This window comes from Candidatus Pedobacter colombiensis (assembly GCA_029202485.1).
GTDB classification, from domain to species: Bacteria; Bacteroidota; Bacteroidia; order Sphingobacteriales; family Sphingobacteriaceae; genus Pedobacter; species Pedobacter colombiensis.
On the sequence record CP119313.1, the window covers coordinates 2,781,057 to 2,797,263 of the forward strand.

General features: G+C 39.6%; 13 protein-coding genes. 8 read left to right on the top strand and 5 right to left on the bottom strand.

Annotated elements, in window-relative coordinates:
• Positions 1 to 3 precede the first annotated feature (3 nt).
• From P0Y49_11925 to P0Y49_11945, 5 genes are all read right to left on the bottom strand, one after another.
• Positions 4 to 591: a gluconate 2-dehydrogenase subunit 3 family protein gene (locus tag P0Y49_11925; protein ID WEK17503.1), complete on the bottom strand. Its 588-nt coding sequence runs from the start codon at positions 589 to 591 to the stop codon at positions 4 to 6.
• Between the two features lie 84 nt (positions 592 to 675).
• Entirely contained in the window at positions 676 to 3,273 is a 2,598-nt protein-coding gene (locus P0Y49_11930; protein ID WEK17504.1) for a hypothetical protein, read from the bottom strand.
• An 11-nt stretch (positions 3,274 to 3,284) separates the two neighbouring features.
• Positions 3,285 to 5,639 carry a GAF domain-containing protein gene (locus tag P0Y49_11935; GenBank protein WEK17505.1) on the bottom strand — a complete coding sequence of 785 codons (2,355 nt, stop codon included), beginning with the start codon at positions 5,637 to 5,639 and terminating at the stop codon, positions 3,285 to 3,287.
• Positions 5,639 to 6,508 (bottom strand): SdiA-regulated domain-containing protein, encoded by an 870-nt coding sequence (locus tag P0Y49_11940; GenBank protein WEK17506.1) that lies wholly within the window; start codon positions 6,506 to 6,508, stop codon positions 5,639 to 5,641. Before P0Y49_11940 ends, P0Y49_11935 begins: the two co-directional genes overlap by 1 nt.
• Positions 6,509 to 6,530: 22 nt before the next feature.
• Complete coding sequence (locus P0Y49_11945; protein ID WEK17507.1) at positions 6,531 to 7,712, bottom strand: DUF5706 domain-containing protein; 1,182 nt, start codon at positions 7,710 to 7,712, stop codon at positions 6,531 to 6,533.
• 186 nt (positions 7,713 to 7,898) lie between these two features.
• Between P0Y49_11945 and P0Y49_11950 the strand changes: the two genes are divergently transcribed.
• The 8 genes from P0Y49_11950 (at position 7,899) to P0Y49_11985 (ending at position 16,163) form a co-directional block, all read left to right on the top strand.
• On the top strand, positions 7,899 to 10,301 hold the full coding sequence (locus P0Y49_11950) for a heavy metal translocating P-type ATPase metal-binding domain-containing protein (GenBank protein ID WEK17508.1): 2,403 nt from the start codon (positions 7,899 to 7,901) through the stop codon (positions 10,299 to 10,301).
• On the top strand, positions 10,298 to 10,483 hold the full coding sequence (gene ccoS, locus P0Y49_11955; protein WEK17509.1) for a cbb3-type cytochrome oxidase assembly protein CcoS: 186 nt from the start codon (positions 10,298 to 10,300) through the stop codon (positions 10,481 to 10,483). Before P0Y49_11950 ends, ccoS begins: the two co-directional genes overlap by 4 nt.
• A gap of 73 nt (positions 10,484 to 10,556) precedes the next feature.
• Positions 10,557 to 12,668 carry a cytochrome-c oxidase, cbb3-type subunit I gene (gene ccoN, locus P0Y49_11960; GenBank protein WEK17510.1) on the top strand — a complete coding sequence of 704 codons (2,112 nt, stop codon included), beginning with the start codon at positions 10,557 to 10,559 and terminating at the stop codon, positions 12,666 to 12,668.
• A gap of 22 nt (positions 12,669 to 12,690) precedes the next feature.
• Positions 12,691 to 12,858: a hypothetical protein gene (locus P0Y49_11965; protein ID WEK17511.1), complete on the top strand. Its 168-nt coding sequence runs from the start codon at positions 12,691 to 12,693 to the stop codon at positions 12,856 to 12,858.
• On the top strand, positions 12,855 to 13,652 hold the full coding sequence (locus tag P0Y49_11970) for a cbb3-type cytochrome c oxidase N-terminal domain-containing protein (protein ID WEK17512.1): 798 nt from the start codon (positions 12,855 to 12,857) through the stop codon (positions 13,650 to 13,652). Before P0Y49_11965 ends, P0Y49_11970 begins: the two co-directional genes overlap by 4 nt.
• A 1-nt stretch (position 13,653) precedes the next feature.
• Positions 13,654 to 15,051, top strand: coding sequence for a cytochrome c oxidase accessory protein CcoG (ccoG, locus tag P0Y49_11975; GenBank protein WEK17513.1), 1,398 nt, complete (start codon positions 13,654 to 13,656; stop codon positions 15,049 to 15,051).
• A 3-nt stretch (positions 15,052 to 15,054) separates the two neighbouring features.
• Entirely contained in the window at positions 15,055 to 15,480 is a 426-nt protein-coding gene (locus P0Y49_11980; protein ID WEK17514.1) for a FixH family protein, read from the top strand.
• Positions 15,477 to 16,163, top strand: coding sequence for a sulfite exporter TauE/SafE family protein (locus P0Y49_11985; protein ID WEK17515.1), 687 nt, complete (start codon positions 15,477 to 15,479; stop codon positions 16,161 to 16,163). The genes P0Y49_11980 and P0Y49_11985 overlap by 4 nt, the downstream gene beginning before the upstream one ends.
• The last annotated feature ends 44 nt before the right edge of the window (positions 16,164 to 16,207 follow it).

Consider the following 16,207-nt stretch of genomic DNA (forward strand, 5'->3'; position numbering starts at 1 on the left):
ACGTTAACTAGCCCAGGATTTTTGTCCCGGTTTAAGATCTGCAGCACCATCATAGCGGCCCGGTATCGCAATGTATTCACGCGACTGCGTACAACCTATTTCGGAGGCATAATACCCCAAAATGGTCAGATCTCTTGCCAGCACGAAGAAATAGGTAACACCAGTTCTTTTTGCAGCTTTATCAGCCTTTAGTTTTTCGATGGTTTCGGTTCTTAAGTCACCAACTAATTTTTCACGTTCCTTTACGGTAAGGGATAAGAAATCCTTATTAAAATCCTTTAATGATTTAGCTTCCATCTCTTTCAGGCCTTCAGCAAAAGCCTCCTGCATTTTAGCAGGGTAACAATCGGTAATCATCATCGGTATGAAACTTCCTAATCCGGCTGCCTTAGCACCCCCTGCGTCTTTTGTAGGCGGAATAATGATATCTGCAAACTCTGCCAATACTTTTTCCTGATCTGCAGAGAATGAAATTGAGTTCTTTTCATTTTCCGGAAGTGTAAAACTTTCAAATAAAACACCGAAGGTTGTTGCCGAAATTGCGGTTCCGAGCAAGACCGCGGTGTTTTTAAGCGCTTCTCTTCTGTTCATTGTTTTAGTATGGTTTGTGGTGTGGTTAAATTGGTATTCAAATTAGGGGTTATTTATCAACATTCAAAATAAAACACCTTACTTTTAAAAGTTAAACCCTATAGACAAATACAGCATACTTGCTTCTTTTGAAGCTCCTACACTGGCCTGTAGTAAAATGACTTCACCGGGCATTATATACAAACCGCCGCCATAACCTTGGTGCCATCTGTCAGAATGTTCTCCCTTTTCCCATACACGGCCTATATCAGTAAAACCGACCATACCTACGGTTCCTGGAACCAGATAAGAAGTGAAGTTAAAGAGCTTTAATCTTAAATCTAAGTTATTGTAAAACATAGTGGTACCGGTAAAACGGTTGGTATTGAATCCTCGTAAACTGTTCACACCACCCAGTTGCATAGACTGAAAGAAGGTAGGATCTCCCAGGGTAGTTCCTCCACCGATACGATTGGCAATCACAAATCCCGATTTCCCGGGGTTGATATAGAAGCGGAATTCACTTCTTAATGCACCGTAACTATCACTGGTTTTATCCAATCGGTTTTGTGCTATTAAAGATGTTTTCCAATAAATGCCTTTTTTAGGTATAGCTACATTATCCCTGGTATCATAAGTTAATCCGGCAGTTAAGCCACCATACAACTTATCAGAAAAAACTTCCTGACCCGGATTTGCAGCATTGTAATCATTTAAAAACCTTTTCTCGTTGGCAGCAGCTGAACTCGCATAATAAGAGAACAATAGACCTCCATCAGCTCTTAAGCCTTTAGCAATTTGCCGTCCCAGCTTAATATCAGCATTAAGGTAATTGTAACGGTTTCTGTAATAAGCGATACCTGCTTCTCTGTCCAGCCCTTCGGCCTCAAAATCGGGGTGCGTTTTCGTAGTGTTATTACCTAATCCAAAGAAGTTACTCAGGTTATTAGGGCCAAGAAGATTGACATGTATGGTTAGATCATTATTGCCGATAGCCTTCTTAAAATCAGACACGTAATCTAATATAAATGATCTTCTACCTGTATTGTAGTTGGCCCAAAACTCATGTTTGCGTGCATAAGAGGATTTTCTGAAGCCTTGCTTTTCGATAATGTAACCTAAACCAATCTGTACTCCCTCATCAATGTTATAACCGCCATTCACAAGAACCCCGGAACGGTCATACAGAAAGCTGTTTTTATCAAAACGGTTAACCAACGAGTCTTTCGACAACCTGAATTTGGCCTGGGATTTATCGGGGAATTCACTTCCTCCATCTGGTCTATCATAGATGAAAGGTCTGTTCTTCACATCAGCTGCAATTTTATACTTATTGGCTGCCTCAGCACCAATTAAACGTACACGGATAGGTGACGCGGATGATCCTTCAATAGAAAAGGTATCCTCTCCACCTATACCGAACAACCTCACCTCTTTGGTTACGCCCTTATTAAAAGTTCTTTTATAAACTAATCTGCCCTGTTTTCCTTCTTTATTGATGTTATGAACAATCACCTCTACATCACCGTTCTCCAGATTCTTTACTTTAAAAATTTCCTTTTTACCAGATGCGGGTATATCAACGTTTATGGATAAGAATCTGTAATACTGCATAGCAAGTGTATCCAGCTTATCCCGTCTTGAGGTAAAACATCGGATTAGTTCTGGCCCTGATAGCTTAAATACAGTGCCTGGCATTTTCCTGAATGCTTCATGGATCAGTTGATCAGTAAGTTTGCGTTGCACATATTTGACCTCTTTCTGCCAATCCTTTTCCGTCAGTTCATTTAAAAAGTACCGATCAAAGTAGCGCTCATTAAAATTCCAATGGTCTACATCCCTGATGTTATCGCTATAAGGCTGTAAATGCGTTTTAAGCCACTGATGGTTCAATACCCAGGGAAATACTCCCGACGTTTTATAGAACACTTTATCCCGGTCGCGAGGCACCGGCTCATAGACGGTTTCATTGCCATCCTCCCTTGCCAGCCAACGCCAGTTATCCTCGTGTCTGTCCCAATCACCCAGTAAGAAATCGAGCAACCTTGCCCGTAGGGTTAAGCGCTGATCTGCCTGCGTATCATTATTTTTCTGGATCTTTTTTTGAGCCTTCTCGGTATTGTCGGTCTTCTCTTCAAAAGGACTTCTTTCCTCAATCAGGTAAACAGCATTAGCAAAATCTTTTCTATATTCTTTTAATCCGGGATCGTCGCCCACGTAGACTATTTCAGGTTTAGCATGTCCTAAACCCAATGCACCTGCTAAATCGGGCACAACTAAAGCTGCGAAAGGGTGATTGGTGGAGACCTGATCCTGGGCAATATCTTTAGCTATAGTTGCCCTCAGATTTTCTGGCAGTCCCCGCTCCGGATATTTCTGAACTGTACGCAATGCCCATTCTTTACCTGTAGGATCAACCATGCGGAGCGAACGGGTTTGCATCCCTCCTCCAAGCTTTACAATGGTTAATCCTCCTTTTTCTTTCTGAAGATCTATGATGCGCATTTTTACAGGCGTAGCCCATATTTTACGATAACTTTCGCCTAACCAGAACCGATGAAAACCGCTAACATTATTATATTCGGGTGCAACTGCAATCGTAATGGAATCTTTCGAGGCAAGTCCCTGAGCCTTAATATCCATGGATACCACAAGACCAGAACCTGACAATAACACTGCAAAAAGCGTCTTCTTTAAATACATACTTTAGCTATTTAATATTTAACCCCTATTCTAAGCGCTTTTAATCCTTCTACACCCTGCAGCTCTTCCAATTCAAGATGTTCAAGATCATCATTCAATAAGCGCTGATTCTGCAACTTTTTAATATAGCCATGGTAAGCTTTGGCCTCTGCACTGTTAAAATATACAATCGCTATTTTACCAGGCTGTGTAAGCCGTTCGTTCGTATCTTTAATCAACGCTTTATCGATCCGTTTCTTTACCATCTGGTAGCGGATGTTGTAACTACCCTCTACATCAAACCGCTGTTCATCAATCCTGAAACTGATATCGATCTGCTTCTCATAGACAAAAATAAGCTGCGTAGTTTCTAATGGGATAGAAAAATAAGGACCTAAATTATTTGTTGTACGTGCTATTTCGGCAAGTATACGCAGTTGTCTTAACCTAAAATCGTGAACCATATTTTGAGAGAAGGCAATTCCTGGTGAAATAGACTGACCAAGATAGATATCGAACTCTACACCATCCGTTCTGAATTTCTCGAAATAACAAGGATAAATACTTTGCAATTCAGCATTAAACTCATCCAGATGTCTGGTTACCGCTACGTTAATCATTTGCATACTTTTCTCGTAACGATCCCTATTTTCAAAGCTTTTCCTTTTATCCCCAATCAGTTTAAAATAATCATCTACAATATCTCCAACTTCGGGATAGGTAGCTTTTAGATGCTGTAAAGAAATTGGTATCTGTCGTTGTAGATAGTCTTCCGTTTTAAAGATTTCCCGATCGGATAGTTCATCCAGGTGTTTGTTATTCCATAAAGACACTCCTTCGGGGATTTCATTTTCAATACACGCTGCAGACCTTTCCTTTATCGCATTTAATGTATTTTCAAGCGTTTCAAAATGGAAATACAAATCTCTTCGTATAGCGCCATTACGTTGAATACTTGAATTTCTAATATCTATGGCACCATAAAATGGATATACATCTTTAAAAAACACAGGTTCTATGGGAAAATTTCTATCCTTAGCACCTGATTGTATATAATTATAAGCAGCTTCATGAAAGAGCCATCTTACTGAAGGCTGTAAAGCGGTAAACTTATCTGTAATTACATCCTGAATTTCGTTGTTGAAATCGATAATGACATTCTGAAACAGTTGTGCTAACAATGGAAATGCGGCCTCAATTTTACTTAGTGTGTTTCCGTTAAACTGACTCGAATCTTTTGTATACAATTCCAGGCATCCAACAAAACGGGCATTATAATACAATGGAAAGAGTGCATAAGCTTTAATGCCTTCATGCCCCAAGAGTTTTAACGTTGGGTATTGCTGTTGATCCTCTTCAGTGATCTCCGGAAAAATTAAAGTACGCGGATTTTTGATATAATCTTCAATCAGTCCATTGTGTTCCATTTCATCCTGACCATGCTCTCTTCCAAGCTGAATTAAAATACTGTTGAAACCTGAAAGCTCGCTGAGCTGTAACTTGTTATTTAGTTTGATGTAAGGAATCATACCAAAATCAATATGATCCGTCCCCACAAGTGTTTTTAAGGCCGTAGAGATCTCTTTGGTATGCAATCCTTGCTGCGATTCGTTATGATCTATGATCAGATTTTTAACTGTATCCAATGCATATTCACTTGTAACATCGGTTAAGGTAACAATCGAAATCCCTTCTATAGTAAATATTTGAGGAGGGATAAGCTTAGTTAAGATCTTTAGGGTATTTCTTTCATCTTTGATGTAATCTTTAACATCTTTTAGGTTATACTCCGGCAACTTAATGCTGGTCGTGATATCCAAAAATCGGGTATCTACATTTAGCCTGTAATATTTAAGTAAACGTGTATCAGGATCTATAATTGAATGAATAACCAACTGGTTACCGGTTAAGGAGAAGTTGTAAAACCGCTCCATAATGATATTATAAAATGCAGACAACAAGCTTTTCTCCATTTCCTTTTTAGAGGGCAGGCTGAGATCTGTTTTTAGATTACATTTTGTGGCGTCCATCAAAACGCTGTAAAAAGCGTCTGTACCATAATGAAAGCATGGAGATATGGGCGTACCTAATGCCCAGTATTGTTGTTTTTCATCATTGATGATAGGCGATAAAGCTGTGTAGATCAGTTCAAAAAGCGAAATATATTTACCTGCATCTTCATTAGAGATCGGATATTTAAGTTCAGGATATTTATTAAACTCTTCGAGTATATATCTGTAAAAATTGATTTTAGCAGTCTTTTCGGTCTCCAGTCTCCCTTCAATATAATTAATAAAAGGACGTAGAGAGAGCTTTATATTAGCGCCAACAAGCTCCTGACCGGAGCCATTTATACCCTTATTTAGATTTAGCGTTATGGCTTGCATTATTTATGTAATCTAAATTTCAAAATATTGCCATCAGTAATCTCATCTCCTTCATTAGATATATACAGGTTCATCGCATTATCAAAAGCAATTCCTTCGGGTTGATTAAACGTTGATGAGTTTAAACGATGAGCTTCTTTAATTCTCCAATTGGCATCAGTGACCAGCAACATTTTATTGGTAGATGACAGCACATACCATTCATTTGTCCTGATGTTCCTCGCTAATGCAGAGGGCCTTAAGCTTGGTTTTAGCTTAGGATCAAGCGCTTTGATCTGGTTTAAGTTGAGCTTAAAGGTACCTGCCGGGGATAAATTATCCGTTTCAGGTTTATAATCGAAAATATAGCCTGTAACTTGTTCTTTTTGTTTGTCTATATCGCATTTCTTGCATAAAACATAAATCTTATTGTTTTGGATATCCGCATATAAGCCTTCATACTCGCCCTTTGGAACCAGCTTTTTCCTTTCCTTAACTTTATCGGAGGATTTTTTTACGGCTTCAGAAAAGGGAAATGAATATAACGTACCATTACTTTTCAGCACAAATACAGTTTCCTTAAAAATAGCCAGATCTTCAAAATCACCTTTAGTTGCAAATTTCATGTGGTATTGCTTTGGAACACCCCATTTCTGCCGAAACAACTTACCGTCCTCATCCTGAATACTATAAACAGTATCACTATTACCATTATAAAAGGCTATACCAGATATTTCCAGCAAACTTGAGGGCGTTTTAAATTTCTCGGGTTTATTAAAATCGTAGCCTTTAGGGCTGGTATATTTATTGACTGGGTTTTTACAGGCGTATGATCCAAAAATGGATAAGGCAATGGTGATGTATAAAAAGTTGAGGTAAAATCGTCTCATAAGCATGTTTAGTTAGTTATCCTTACATAGTTACTACTGCCGAAGCGATGATGAAAGCTAAAACGGCAGCTACAATACCGAACATAAATACATTGTAGGCAATTCTTAACAAGCGGTATTTACGGCCAAGGACTACCCCTTGAGCATATACATCCCGAATTAAACTCCCATAAAGAAAATCTCTGTCATCCATCATTTTAAGCATTCCATTTTGGTAATCCGCGAGACTCATCCGGTAAAAATTACCAAAAAAGAGCAGGTTTACGCGTTTTTCCTCGATATCTGCAGGGGTAAATACGCCTTCAGGGATTGACGGGCGGGTAGCCAGGATTGAAAATACCATGGTTACCACACAGACTATTAACAATAGCATTGTAGGAATGATCAAATGTGGGTTATCTTCCAGCTTGCGCAGCAGTAAACTCAAAATCACCGACAATATAATGGAGTTGGTAGATATCATGATGTGGGCCTTATTATCGGCCATATCACTCAATCGTTGATGATTTGCAGAAGAAACCCTAAACATGGTTTCGACCCCACGCTCCGGTTTATCACTCTTTTTCTTTTTATCTGCTTTTGAAACGGCTGTTGTCCCTTCTGCTGTCTGGGTTATTAGCTTGTTTTCCATTTCGGCAAGGTTCTGTGCTTTTTTATCGTTTAGTAAATGCTGGCAAAAATCTGTATGATAATGATGGGCTTTAAAAAGCGCTATGGTTTTAATCCGCCATTCGTTTTTATCAATTTCCTTATTGCAAAAGGCTTCTGCCTCTTTACGCATCAGCCTGTTTCTTTCTTTAAAACTATCGCTTCCCAAATGGAATAAGTCTGCATCACAAACAATCTGCTGCAACAAGCCAACAGGATTTTGAGGCATTTTTGTAGCCATAATACAGCCTCCAACTAAAGTAATTGTGTCTTTATCTACGCCCTTTTCCGTTAAAAAATCGGTAGCAAGGCCTTCGCCTTTGGCTTCGTGCTGATTACAGTCAAACAAATAGCCTATATCGTGAAACCAACTTGCCGCAGTTACAATAAAAAAATCCTGCTCTGATAATTGATAATGATCAGCTATTCTAGCTGCATTTTCAACTACCTGTTCTGTATGATGTAAATTGTGATAAACAAAGCGCTCGTCCTTTTGCGCCAGGAATAAGCTTGCAACATGGGTACGAAGCTGATCTAATATTTCCCTGTACTGCATCTCTTATATTTTTATAGTAAAAATTCCCATGATCACCATGTTCCATTCCATGCATAAATATGAGGCTTTTAATTTTACTGTACAATCACGCTACTAAAAAAATGATTAGTATCATATTTGGTGGTGACTTTAGTCATAGCAAAAAGTGACACCTTGACTGAACTTTGGTCAAAATTGATTTGATCTATGTTGCAGCAAAAAACACTCAAAACAAAAACGCATTGTTACCATTGTGGAGATGATCTACCTGTAAATTTGTATTTATACGACGATAAACAGTTTTGTTGCTTAGGGTGTAAAGGTGTTTACCAAATCCTATCCAATCATAATCTGGATAATTACTATGCCTATAATGATGTACCGGGCCAATCCCAAAAAGTCCAGTCAAAGCATTTTGAATATCTGGATGAGCCTGAAATTGTGGCTAAATTGGTAGATTACACTGATGAGAAAATAACAACGATTACACTATATATTCCTGCCATTCACTGCAGTTCTTGTATTTGGTTACTCGAAAACCTATATAAAATAAATCCTGCTATTGCTCAATCCAGAATTGATTTTTTAAAGAAACAGGTGGCCGTCACTTTCAAAAACGAGCAAACCTCTTTACGTTCTGTTGTCGAGATACTGGTTTCTATCGGCTATGAGCCTTTGATTAGCCTGCAGGATGTAGTAAAAAAGCAACAAGCTAATTTTTCAGAAAGGACACTGGTTACCAAAATAGCGGTTGCCGGCTTTTGCTTTGGGAATGTAATGCTACTTAGCTTTCCGGAATACTTCGGATTATCGGATCTGGAACAACAGTTTAAATCCTTCTTTGGTTGGTTAAATATGGTATTTGCCGTACCGATAGTACTTTACTGTGGTAAGGACTATTTTATTTCTGCTTATAACAATCTGAAAAGAGGTGTATTAAACCTTGATTTCCCTCTTGCTTTAGGTATTGCAGTGATGTTTATCCGCTCTCTTGCGGAAATCGCCAGCAACACGGGCGCCGGTTTTGTTGATACCTTATGTGGGTTGGTCTTTTTTCTATTAATCGGGAAATGGATGCAACAGCGAACCTACCATCATCTTTCTTTTGAGCGGGATTACAGGTCTTACTTTCCCGTTGCAGTAACCTTGATTAAGGATGGTAAGGAAAAGCCGGTGCCATTAAACGAATTGAGTCTAGGCAACAGAATGCTCATCAGAAGCAATGAAATTATTCCTGCCGACGCAATTCTATTAAAGGGTGAAGCAGAGATCGACTTTAGCTTTGTAACGGGTGAATCTTTACCGGTAAAGAAAACTTTGGGTGAAGTTGTATATGCCGGTGGTCGCCAGCTTTTAGGTGCAATTGAACTTGAAGTGGTCAAACCTGTATCGCAAAGTTACCTGACCGGACTATGGAACAATGAAGCATTTTTTGCTGATAAAAACAGGATCAAAACGTTTAGTGATACTGCAAGCAAATATTTTAGTGTGCTATTGTTGCTTATCGCCATAGGTTCCGCCGCTTTCTGGATGCTTTATGATGGTAATGCCACTAAGGCAGTCGCCTCTTTTACAGCTGTACTCATCATCGCTTGTCCATGTGCATTGGCTCTGAGTACTCCCTTTACATTGGCGGCAGTCCTGAGCATTTTTGACAGGAATAAGTTCTATTTAAAAAGTACCGCTGTAGTAGAAGAGCTGGCTCGCATAGATACTTTCGTATTTGATAAAACAGGAACAATCACCAATCCTGAAGCAGCAGGTTTTAACTTCGAGGGAAACATTACTGAACAAGAGAAACAGTTACTGAGCGATTTAGCCAGAAACTCCGGTCACCCTTTAAGTCGGGAACTGGTAAAACTATTAAATATAAGCAAGGTCTACCCTGTAGATGAATACGTAGAAAAAATTGGAAGAGGAATCAGCGGCACGATTAACGGAAATAAAGTGAAATTGGGAGGTTCCACTTTCCTTGGTCTCCCGCTGATCATCTCTCCAATGAACAGCAGTGTCCACGTGATGATCAATGACCAATACCTTGGATATTTCACCTTCAAACAGCAATGGCGCGAAGGATTTAAAGATCTGACTTTTAAATTAAGCAAACAGGCCGACCTACATTTGCTATCAGGCGACCAGGATCATGATAAGCAAACACTTATCCCTTTTTTCCCTCGTGCACAACAGATGCAATTTGGACAAAGTCCACAAAACAAGCTCGACTACATCAAGAAGCTTCAAAATTCGGGCAAAAAAGTATTGATGTTCGGAGACGGACTAAATGATGCCGGAGCATTAAGACAGAGCAACCTTGGTGTTGCCGTAACGGATAACATCAACAATTTCTCTCCGGATTGTGATGCCATATTGGATGGTGCTGCTTTTCATCAGATACCTCAATTTATCCAACAGGCCAAAGATGCGGTAAAGATCATTCACATCAGTTTCATCATATCGCTACTATACAACACACTAGGATTATATTTTGCAATACAGGGCTTATTATCCCCGCTTATCGCAGCTATATTAATGCCAATCAGCACCATAACCATTATTTCATTCACCAGCATAGCAGCAAGGCTCTATGCACGTAAAAACAAATTGTTATGAACATGATCTACTTTCTGATAGGCTGTAGTATTTTACTGGCGCTTATCTTCCTTGCGGCCTTTTTCTGGGCCAGCAAAACCGGACAACATGACGACACTTATACGCCTGGTGTCCGGATACTTTTTGACGATGACATTAGCGAGCAAAAAGTAATTGATAAAACTGACGAAGATCATATTTAACTCAAATATCCATCATTCCAATAACCCAGGCTCCCGGGTAATTTTACATCCACAAACCTTTCATTAATTTCACATGACAGAAAAATTCTACTACGACAATAAGATCGTCAGAAACTTTGCCATAGCCACCATTGTATGGGGTATTATAGGCATGACGGTTGGATTGCTCATTGCCATGCAACTCTTTAAGCCTGCATTAAACATGGGCTCACAGTACACCACTTTCGGACGGATCAGACCATTGCATACCAATGCGGTCATCTTCGCATTTGTAGGTAATGCCATCTTTATGGGGGTTTATTACTCTTTACAACGCCTGCTTAAAGCACGGATGTTTAGTGATGTATTAAGTAAGATACATTTCTGGGGCTGGCAGTTGATCATTGTTTCTGCTGTGATTACACTTCCTTTAGGTTTTACCTCCTCCCATGAATATGCCGAGCTGGAATGGCCAATCGACATTGCAATCACTGTCATCTGGGTAGTATTTGGGATAAATATGTTTGGTACCATCATCAAACGAAGAGAAAAGCACATGTATGTAGCCATTTGGTTTTACATTGCCACCTTTGTTACTGTTGCGGTACTACATATTGTAAACTCTTTCCAGCTCCCTATATCAGCTTTTAAAAGTTATTATTTATATGCAGGGGTTCAGGATGCACTGGTACAATGGTGGTATGGCCACAATGCTGTTGCTTTCTTTTTAACTACCCCTTACCTGGGTATGATGTATTACTTCCTGCCTAAAATGGCTCAAAGACCTATATATTCGTATAAGCTGAGTATTCTCCATTTCTGGTCGCTCATTTTCATTTACATCTGGGCAGGTCCACACCATTTGCTGTATACCTCACTTCCGGGTTGGGCGCAATCTTTAGGTGTTGCATTCTCTATTATGTTGATTGCACCAAGCTGGGGTGGTATGATCAATGGCTTGCTTACTCTACGCGGTGCGTGGGACAAAGTTCGTGAAGACGCTACCCTTAAATTTATGGTGGTTGGTTTAACGGCTTATGGCATGGCAACCTTTGAAGGTCCAATGCTGGCTTTGAAGCAAATTAATGCGATTGCACACTATACTGACTGGATAGTAGCACACGTTCATGTAGGTGCGCTTGGCTGGAATGGCTTCCTTACATTTGGTATCTTATATTGGCTGATTCCTAGAATTTACAGAACATCATTATACTCTAAAAAGCTAGCTTCTTTCCACTTCTGGATAGGTACATTGGGTATTATATTCTATGCCGTTCCGCTATATTTCGCCGGATTTACACAAGGCTTAATGTGGAAAGAATTTACGGAAGAAGGTATGCTAAGGTACCCTAACTTTCTGGAAACGGTACTACAAATTGTTCCGATGTATGTATTAAGGGCAATAGGTGGTGCACTATACCTGATCGGTGTGATTGTGATGACCTATAACCTGTTCAAAACTGTAGGTACAGGCAAATTATTAGCCAATGAGCCTGCAGAAGCTATGCCATTGCCCGAAAAATATGTTGCTCAGGGTTCTGATAAAAAACTACACCGCGTATTGGAGCGTAAACCAATGGTATTTTTGGTGCTTTCATTAATCGTTATCCTTATTGGTGGAGTTATCGAAATGATGCCAACGTTTACCATTAAGTCTAACATTCCTACCATCAGTAGCGTAAAACCATATACACCGCTGGAACTACAAGGTCGCGATGTTTACATCAAAGAGGGCTGTGTAAGCTGCCACTCTCAGATGATCCGTCCATTCCGTTCCGAAACCGAAAGATATGGTGAATATAGCAAGGCGGGTGAATTTGTATATGATCATCCACATTTGTGGGGTTCAAAACGTACCGGACCTGATTTACAGCGTGAAGGTGGTAAATATGGTAACGTATGGCACTTTAATCACCTGCTCGATCCACAAACCATGTCGCCAGGAAGTATTATGCCTCCGTATGAATGGCTGATTACACAAACTTTAGATACAACAACTACCCGCAGCAAGATCAATGCGATGCGTACGCTGGGTGTACCTTATGCCGAAGGTTATGAGCATAAAGCAAACCGTGATCTGGACATACAGGCTAAAGAAATCGCTGAAGATCTGCAAAAGAATAACATTAAGGTAAAAAGCGACAAAGAGATTATTGCATTGATCGCTTATTTACAGCGACTTGGAACAGATATTAAAGCAAAGTAATACATCTCTAACCTATAATACCATGTTTAAACAATTTTTAAATCAAACCAGCGGAAACCAGGTCTATTTACTGACTTCCCTTGGAATTTTCATGCTCTTTTTCATCCTGGTAGCCATATTGTTGCTCAATATGAAAAAGGAAGAAGTTAAATATATGAGCGAACTCCCTTTAAAAGATGATGTACAATGAATGATATATTAATCTGGGCCTTACTGTTTGTTGCAGTAAGCATACTAATAGCTGCCATATTGGTTTTGAGGGTAATCAAAATCTATGTGCAGCAAAGCCTAAACCCTACCTACTTCGCTACTGCAGAGGAAAGAGAAAAACATCGGCTGGCACAGGAAGAGCTGGCAGCTGCACAACCGGAGAAAAAGTCCTTGTGGACCTGGCTATTGGGACTTAGACCACTTTCTGAAGAGAAAGATCTGGTTATGGAACACGAGTTTGATGGCATTTCAGAGCTGGATAACCCCACTCCTGCCTGGTTTATGGTCCTCTTCTATGGAACGATACTGTTTGCTGTAGGCTATATGTTTAATTACCATGTGATGGGCTGGGGCCAATCCCAGGAGCAAGAATATGCGACAGAGCTGCAGCAAGCTGAAGAAGACCGCATTGCTCTGCTACAAAAACCTGGCGGTGGTGGCGCCAATAAAATCAACGAGAATAATGTTGAAGCATCGACAGATAAGGCTGTATTACAAGCTGGAGGTGCCTTATTTAAAAATGTATGTACACCTTGTCATGGCGAACATGGTGAGGGTATTGTTGGACCAAACTTAACTGATGATTACTGGCTACATGGCGGAACAGTGAAGGACATCTTTAAAACCATTAAATATGGCGTTCCGGAAAAAGGAATGATCGCATGGGAGAAATCCATGAATGCAAAACAGATCTCAGACATCACCAGCTATGTAATGTCATTAAAAGGAAGTAACCCACCGGGAGCAAAAGCTCCTCAGGGTAAAAAAGAATAATATGTCGCAAAGTCCAAATCATTTCAGAGACCAGATTTCGACCTTAACGGATGATGGGAAAAGCCGCAAATGGATTTATCCAAGGATAGTAAAAGGAACGCTATATAAATATCGATCAGTACTTAGCTATTTCTTTCTAGCCTTATTATTTGCGGCCCCATTTGTCAAATTTAATGGCGAACAGCTGATTCTGCTCAATGTTTTGGAAAGGAAGTTTGTACTTTTTGGGGTCGTTTTCTGGCCTCAGGACTTCTATCTGTTTGTACTGGCTTTGCTCACTTTTATGGTGTTCATCGTTTTATTTACGGTTGTATTTGGGAGAGTATTTTGTGGTTGGGCCTGCCCGCAAACCATATTTCTGGAAATGGTTTTCCGCAAAATTGAAATATGGATTGAGGGCGACCATCTAAAAAGGAAAAAACTGGATGAAGGCCCCATGAATGCTAAAAAGATCTTTAAAAAGACATTAAAGCATGGCATTTATCTTTGCATATCTTTTCTCATCGCCAATATTTTTCTTGCTTACATTATTGGAGCTGATGCCTTGAGCATCATCATTACAGAACCGGTTTCCCTGCACCTGTCTGGATTTCTGTCCATTTCTGTCTTTACATTTGTCTTCTACCTCGTGTTTTCCCGGGTACGTGAATTGGTGTGTACTGTAGTTTGTCCATATGGTCGGTTACAGGGTGTTTTATTAGATAACCAAAGCATCATCGTAGCCTATGATTATGAGCGCGGTGAACCTAGAGCAAAACGTATTAAAGGAGAAGAAAATCTGGCGGGCGACTGCATCGACTGTAAACTATGTGTAGATGTTTGCCCTACAGGTATCGACATCCGCAACGGCACACAAATGGAATGTGTTAACTGTACTGCGTGTATTGATGCCTGCGATATGGTAATGGAAAAGATTAACCGCCCGACAAGGTTGATTGGCTTTAAATCGGAAGATGAAATCAAGACCAAGCAACCTTTTCATATCAACAAGCGTATCTATGCTTATTCCGCTGTTTTAGTTATTCTGATTAGCGTTTTATCCTATTTATTAATGACCAGAAGTGATGTAAAAACCACGATTTTAAGGGCTGGAGGAACACTGTATCAGTTAAGAGATAAAGAAAAAACAGTCAGCAACTTATACAATGCAGAGTTGATCAACAAAACAAACAGAAACATCAAATTCGAAGTTGTACCCAATAATCCAAAAGCAAAGATACAATACATCCAGAAACCGGATTCTATTGCCTACGGAGGGTCGGCTAAACTCACCTTCTTTGTCATACTTCCACAAAATGAGATCAGTACATATAAATCTGAAATTGGCTTTAAATTGGTTGCCGATGGCAAACTTGTTGACCACTTTAAAACCACATTTATTGCACCACCTAACAATTAAAAAATGAACTGGGGAACAAAATTAGTAATTGGAATGCTTTGCTTTATGAGCTTTATTATTGTGCTTTCGGTATTGATGATCAACAGCAAAACCGATGCGCTGGTGGATACTGATTATTATGAAAAAGGCTTAGATTATGATAAGGACTATAGCCGTAAAGAACAGGTAAAAATCGATAATGCTGCTCCTTCGATAAGTATTACAGATGATAGCATCATCCTTCTATTTAAAAGCAAAGCGGATGGGGATATTAAATTGGTACGGAACGCTGATCAGAAAATGGACAAAAAGGTTTCCATACAAACAGATGCTACCAATACCGTAAAGATTCCTTTAAAAGGAATAAAAAAAGGCCAATGGCGATTGATTATATCCTGGACAAATGAAGGTAAAGCTTACTTAAATGAACAGGAGGTCATTATACCATGAACACTGAAAAACTTGTGTTTATGATTGGGCTGCTAGGGAGCGTACATTGCATTGGCATGTGTGGCCCCCTGGCTTTTGCTGTTCCATCATTAAAGCAAGGTGGGCTTTTTCTGGTGGTAGACAAACTCATCTATCAATTAGGACGCGTTATTGCTTATTGTAGCTTAGGAATTGTAATTGGTTTAATAGGCAAACAGATCTGGCTTGCCGGTTTTCAGCAAGGGATCAGTATTTTAAGTGGTATATTAATTATCATGGCAGCTTGCTCCAGATTGTTTAAGCTTAGTTTTTTAAGGAACAATCCATCTTTTATACTTGCTCCATTTAACCGTATGTTTAATTATGCCCTTAAGCATAAAGCTAATCATCTCATTATAGGTTTTATCAATGGCTTTTTGCCTTGTGGCTTTGTGTATATTGCTCTCGCAGGTGCATTAAATACGGAAAGTGTTCAAGGCTCGGTTACTTATATGTTTTGGTTTGGAATGGGCACATTACCTTTGATGTTTATTGCTACCCTTGGGCTGGGCTTTACCGGAACGGTATTTAGACGAAAGCTTAACCATGCTATTCCTTACCTGATGCTTTTTATTGGCGTATGGTTCATATTGAGAGGCTTGACACTGGATATCCCTTATTTAAGCCCTGCTGGTTCAGAAAAAGGTACCAGCATTTGTAAATAGTCATAAAATGAAGCAGGCCAGTCGAAAGACCAGCCTGTAAGATT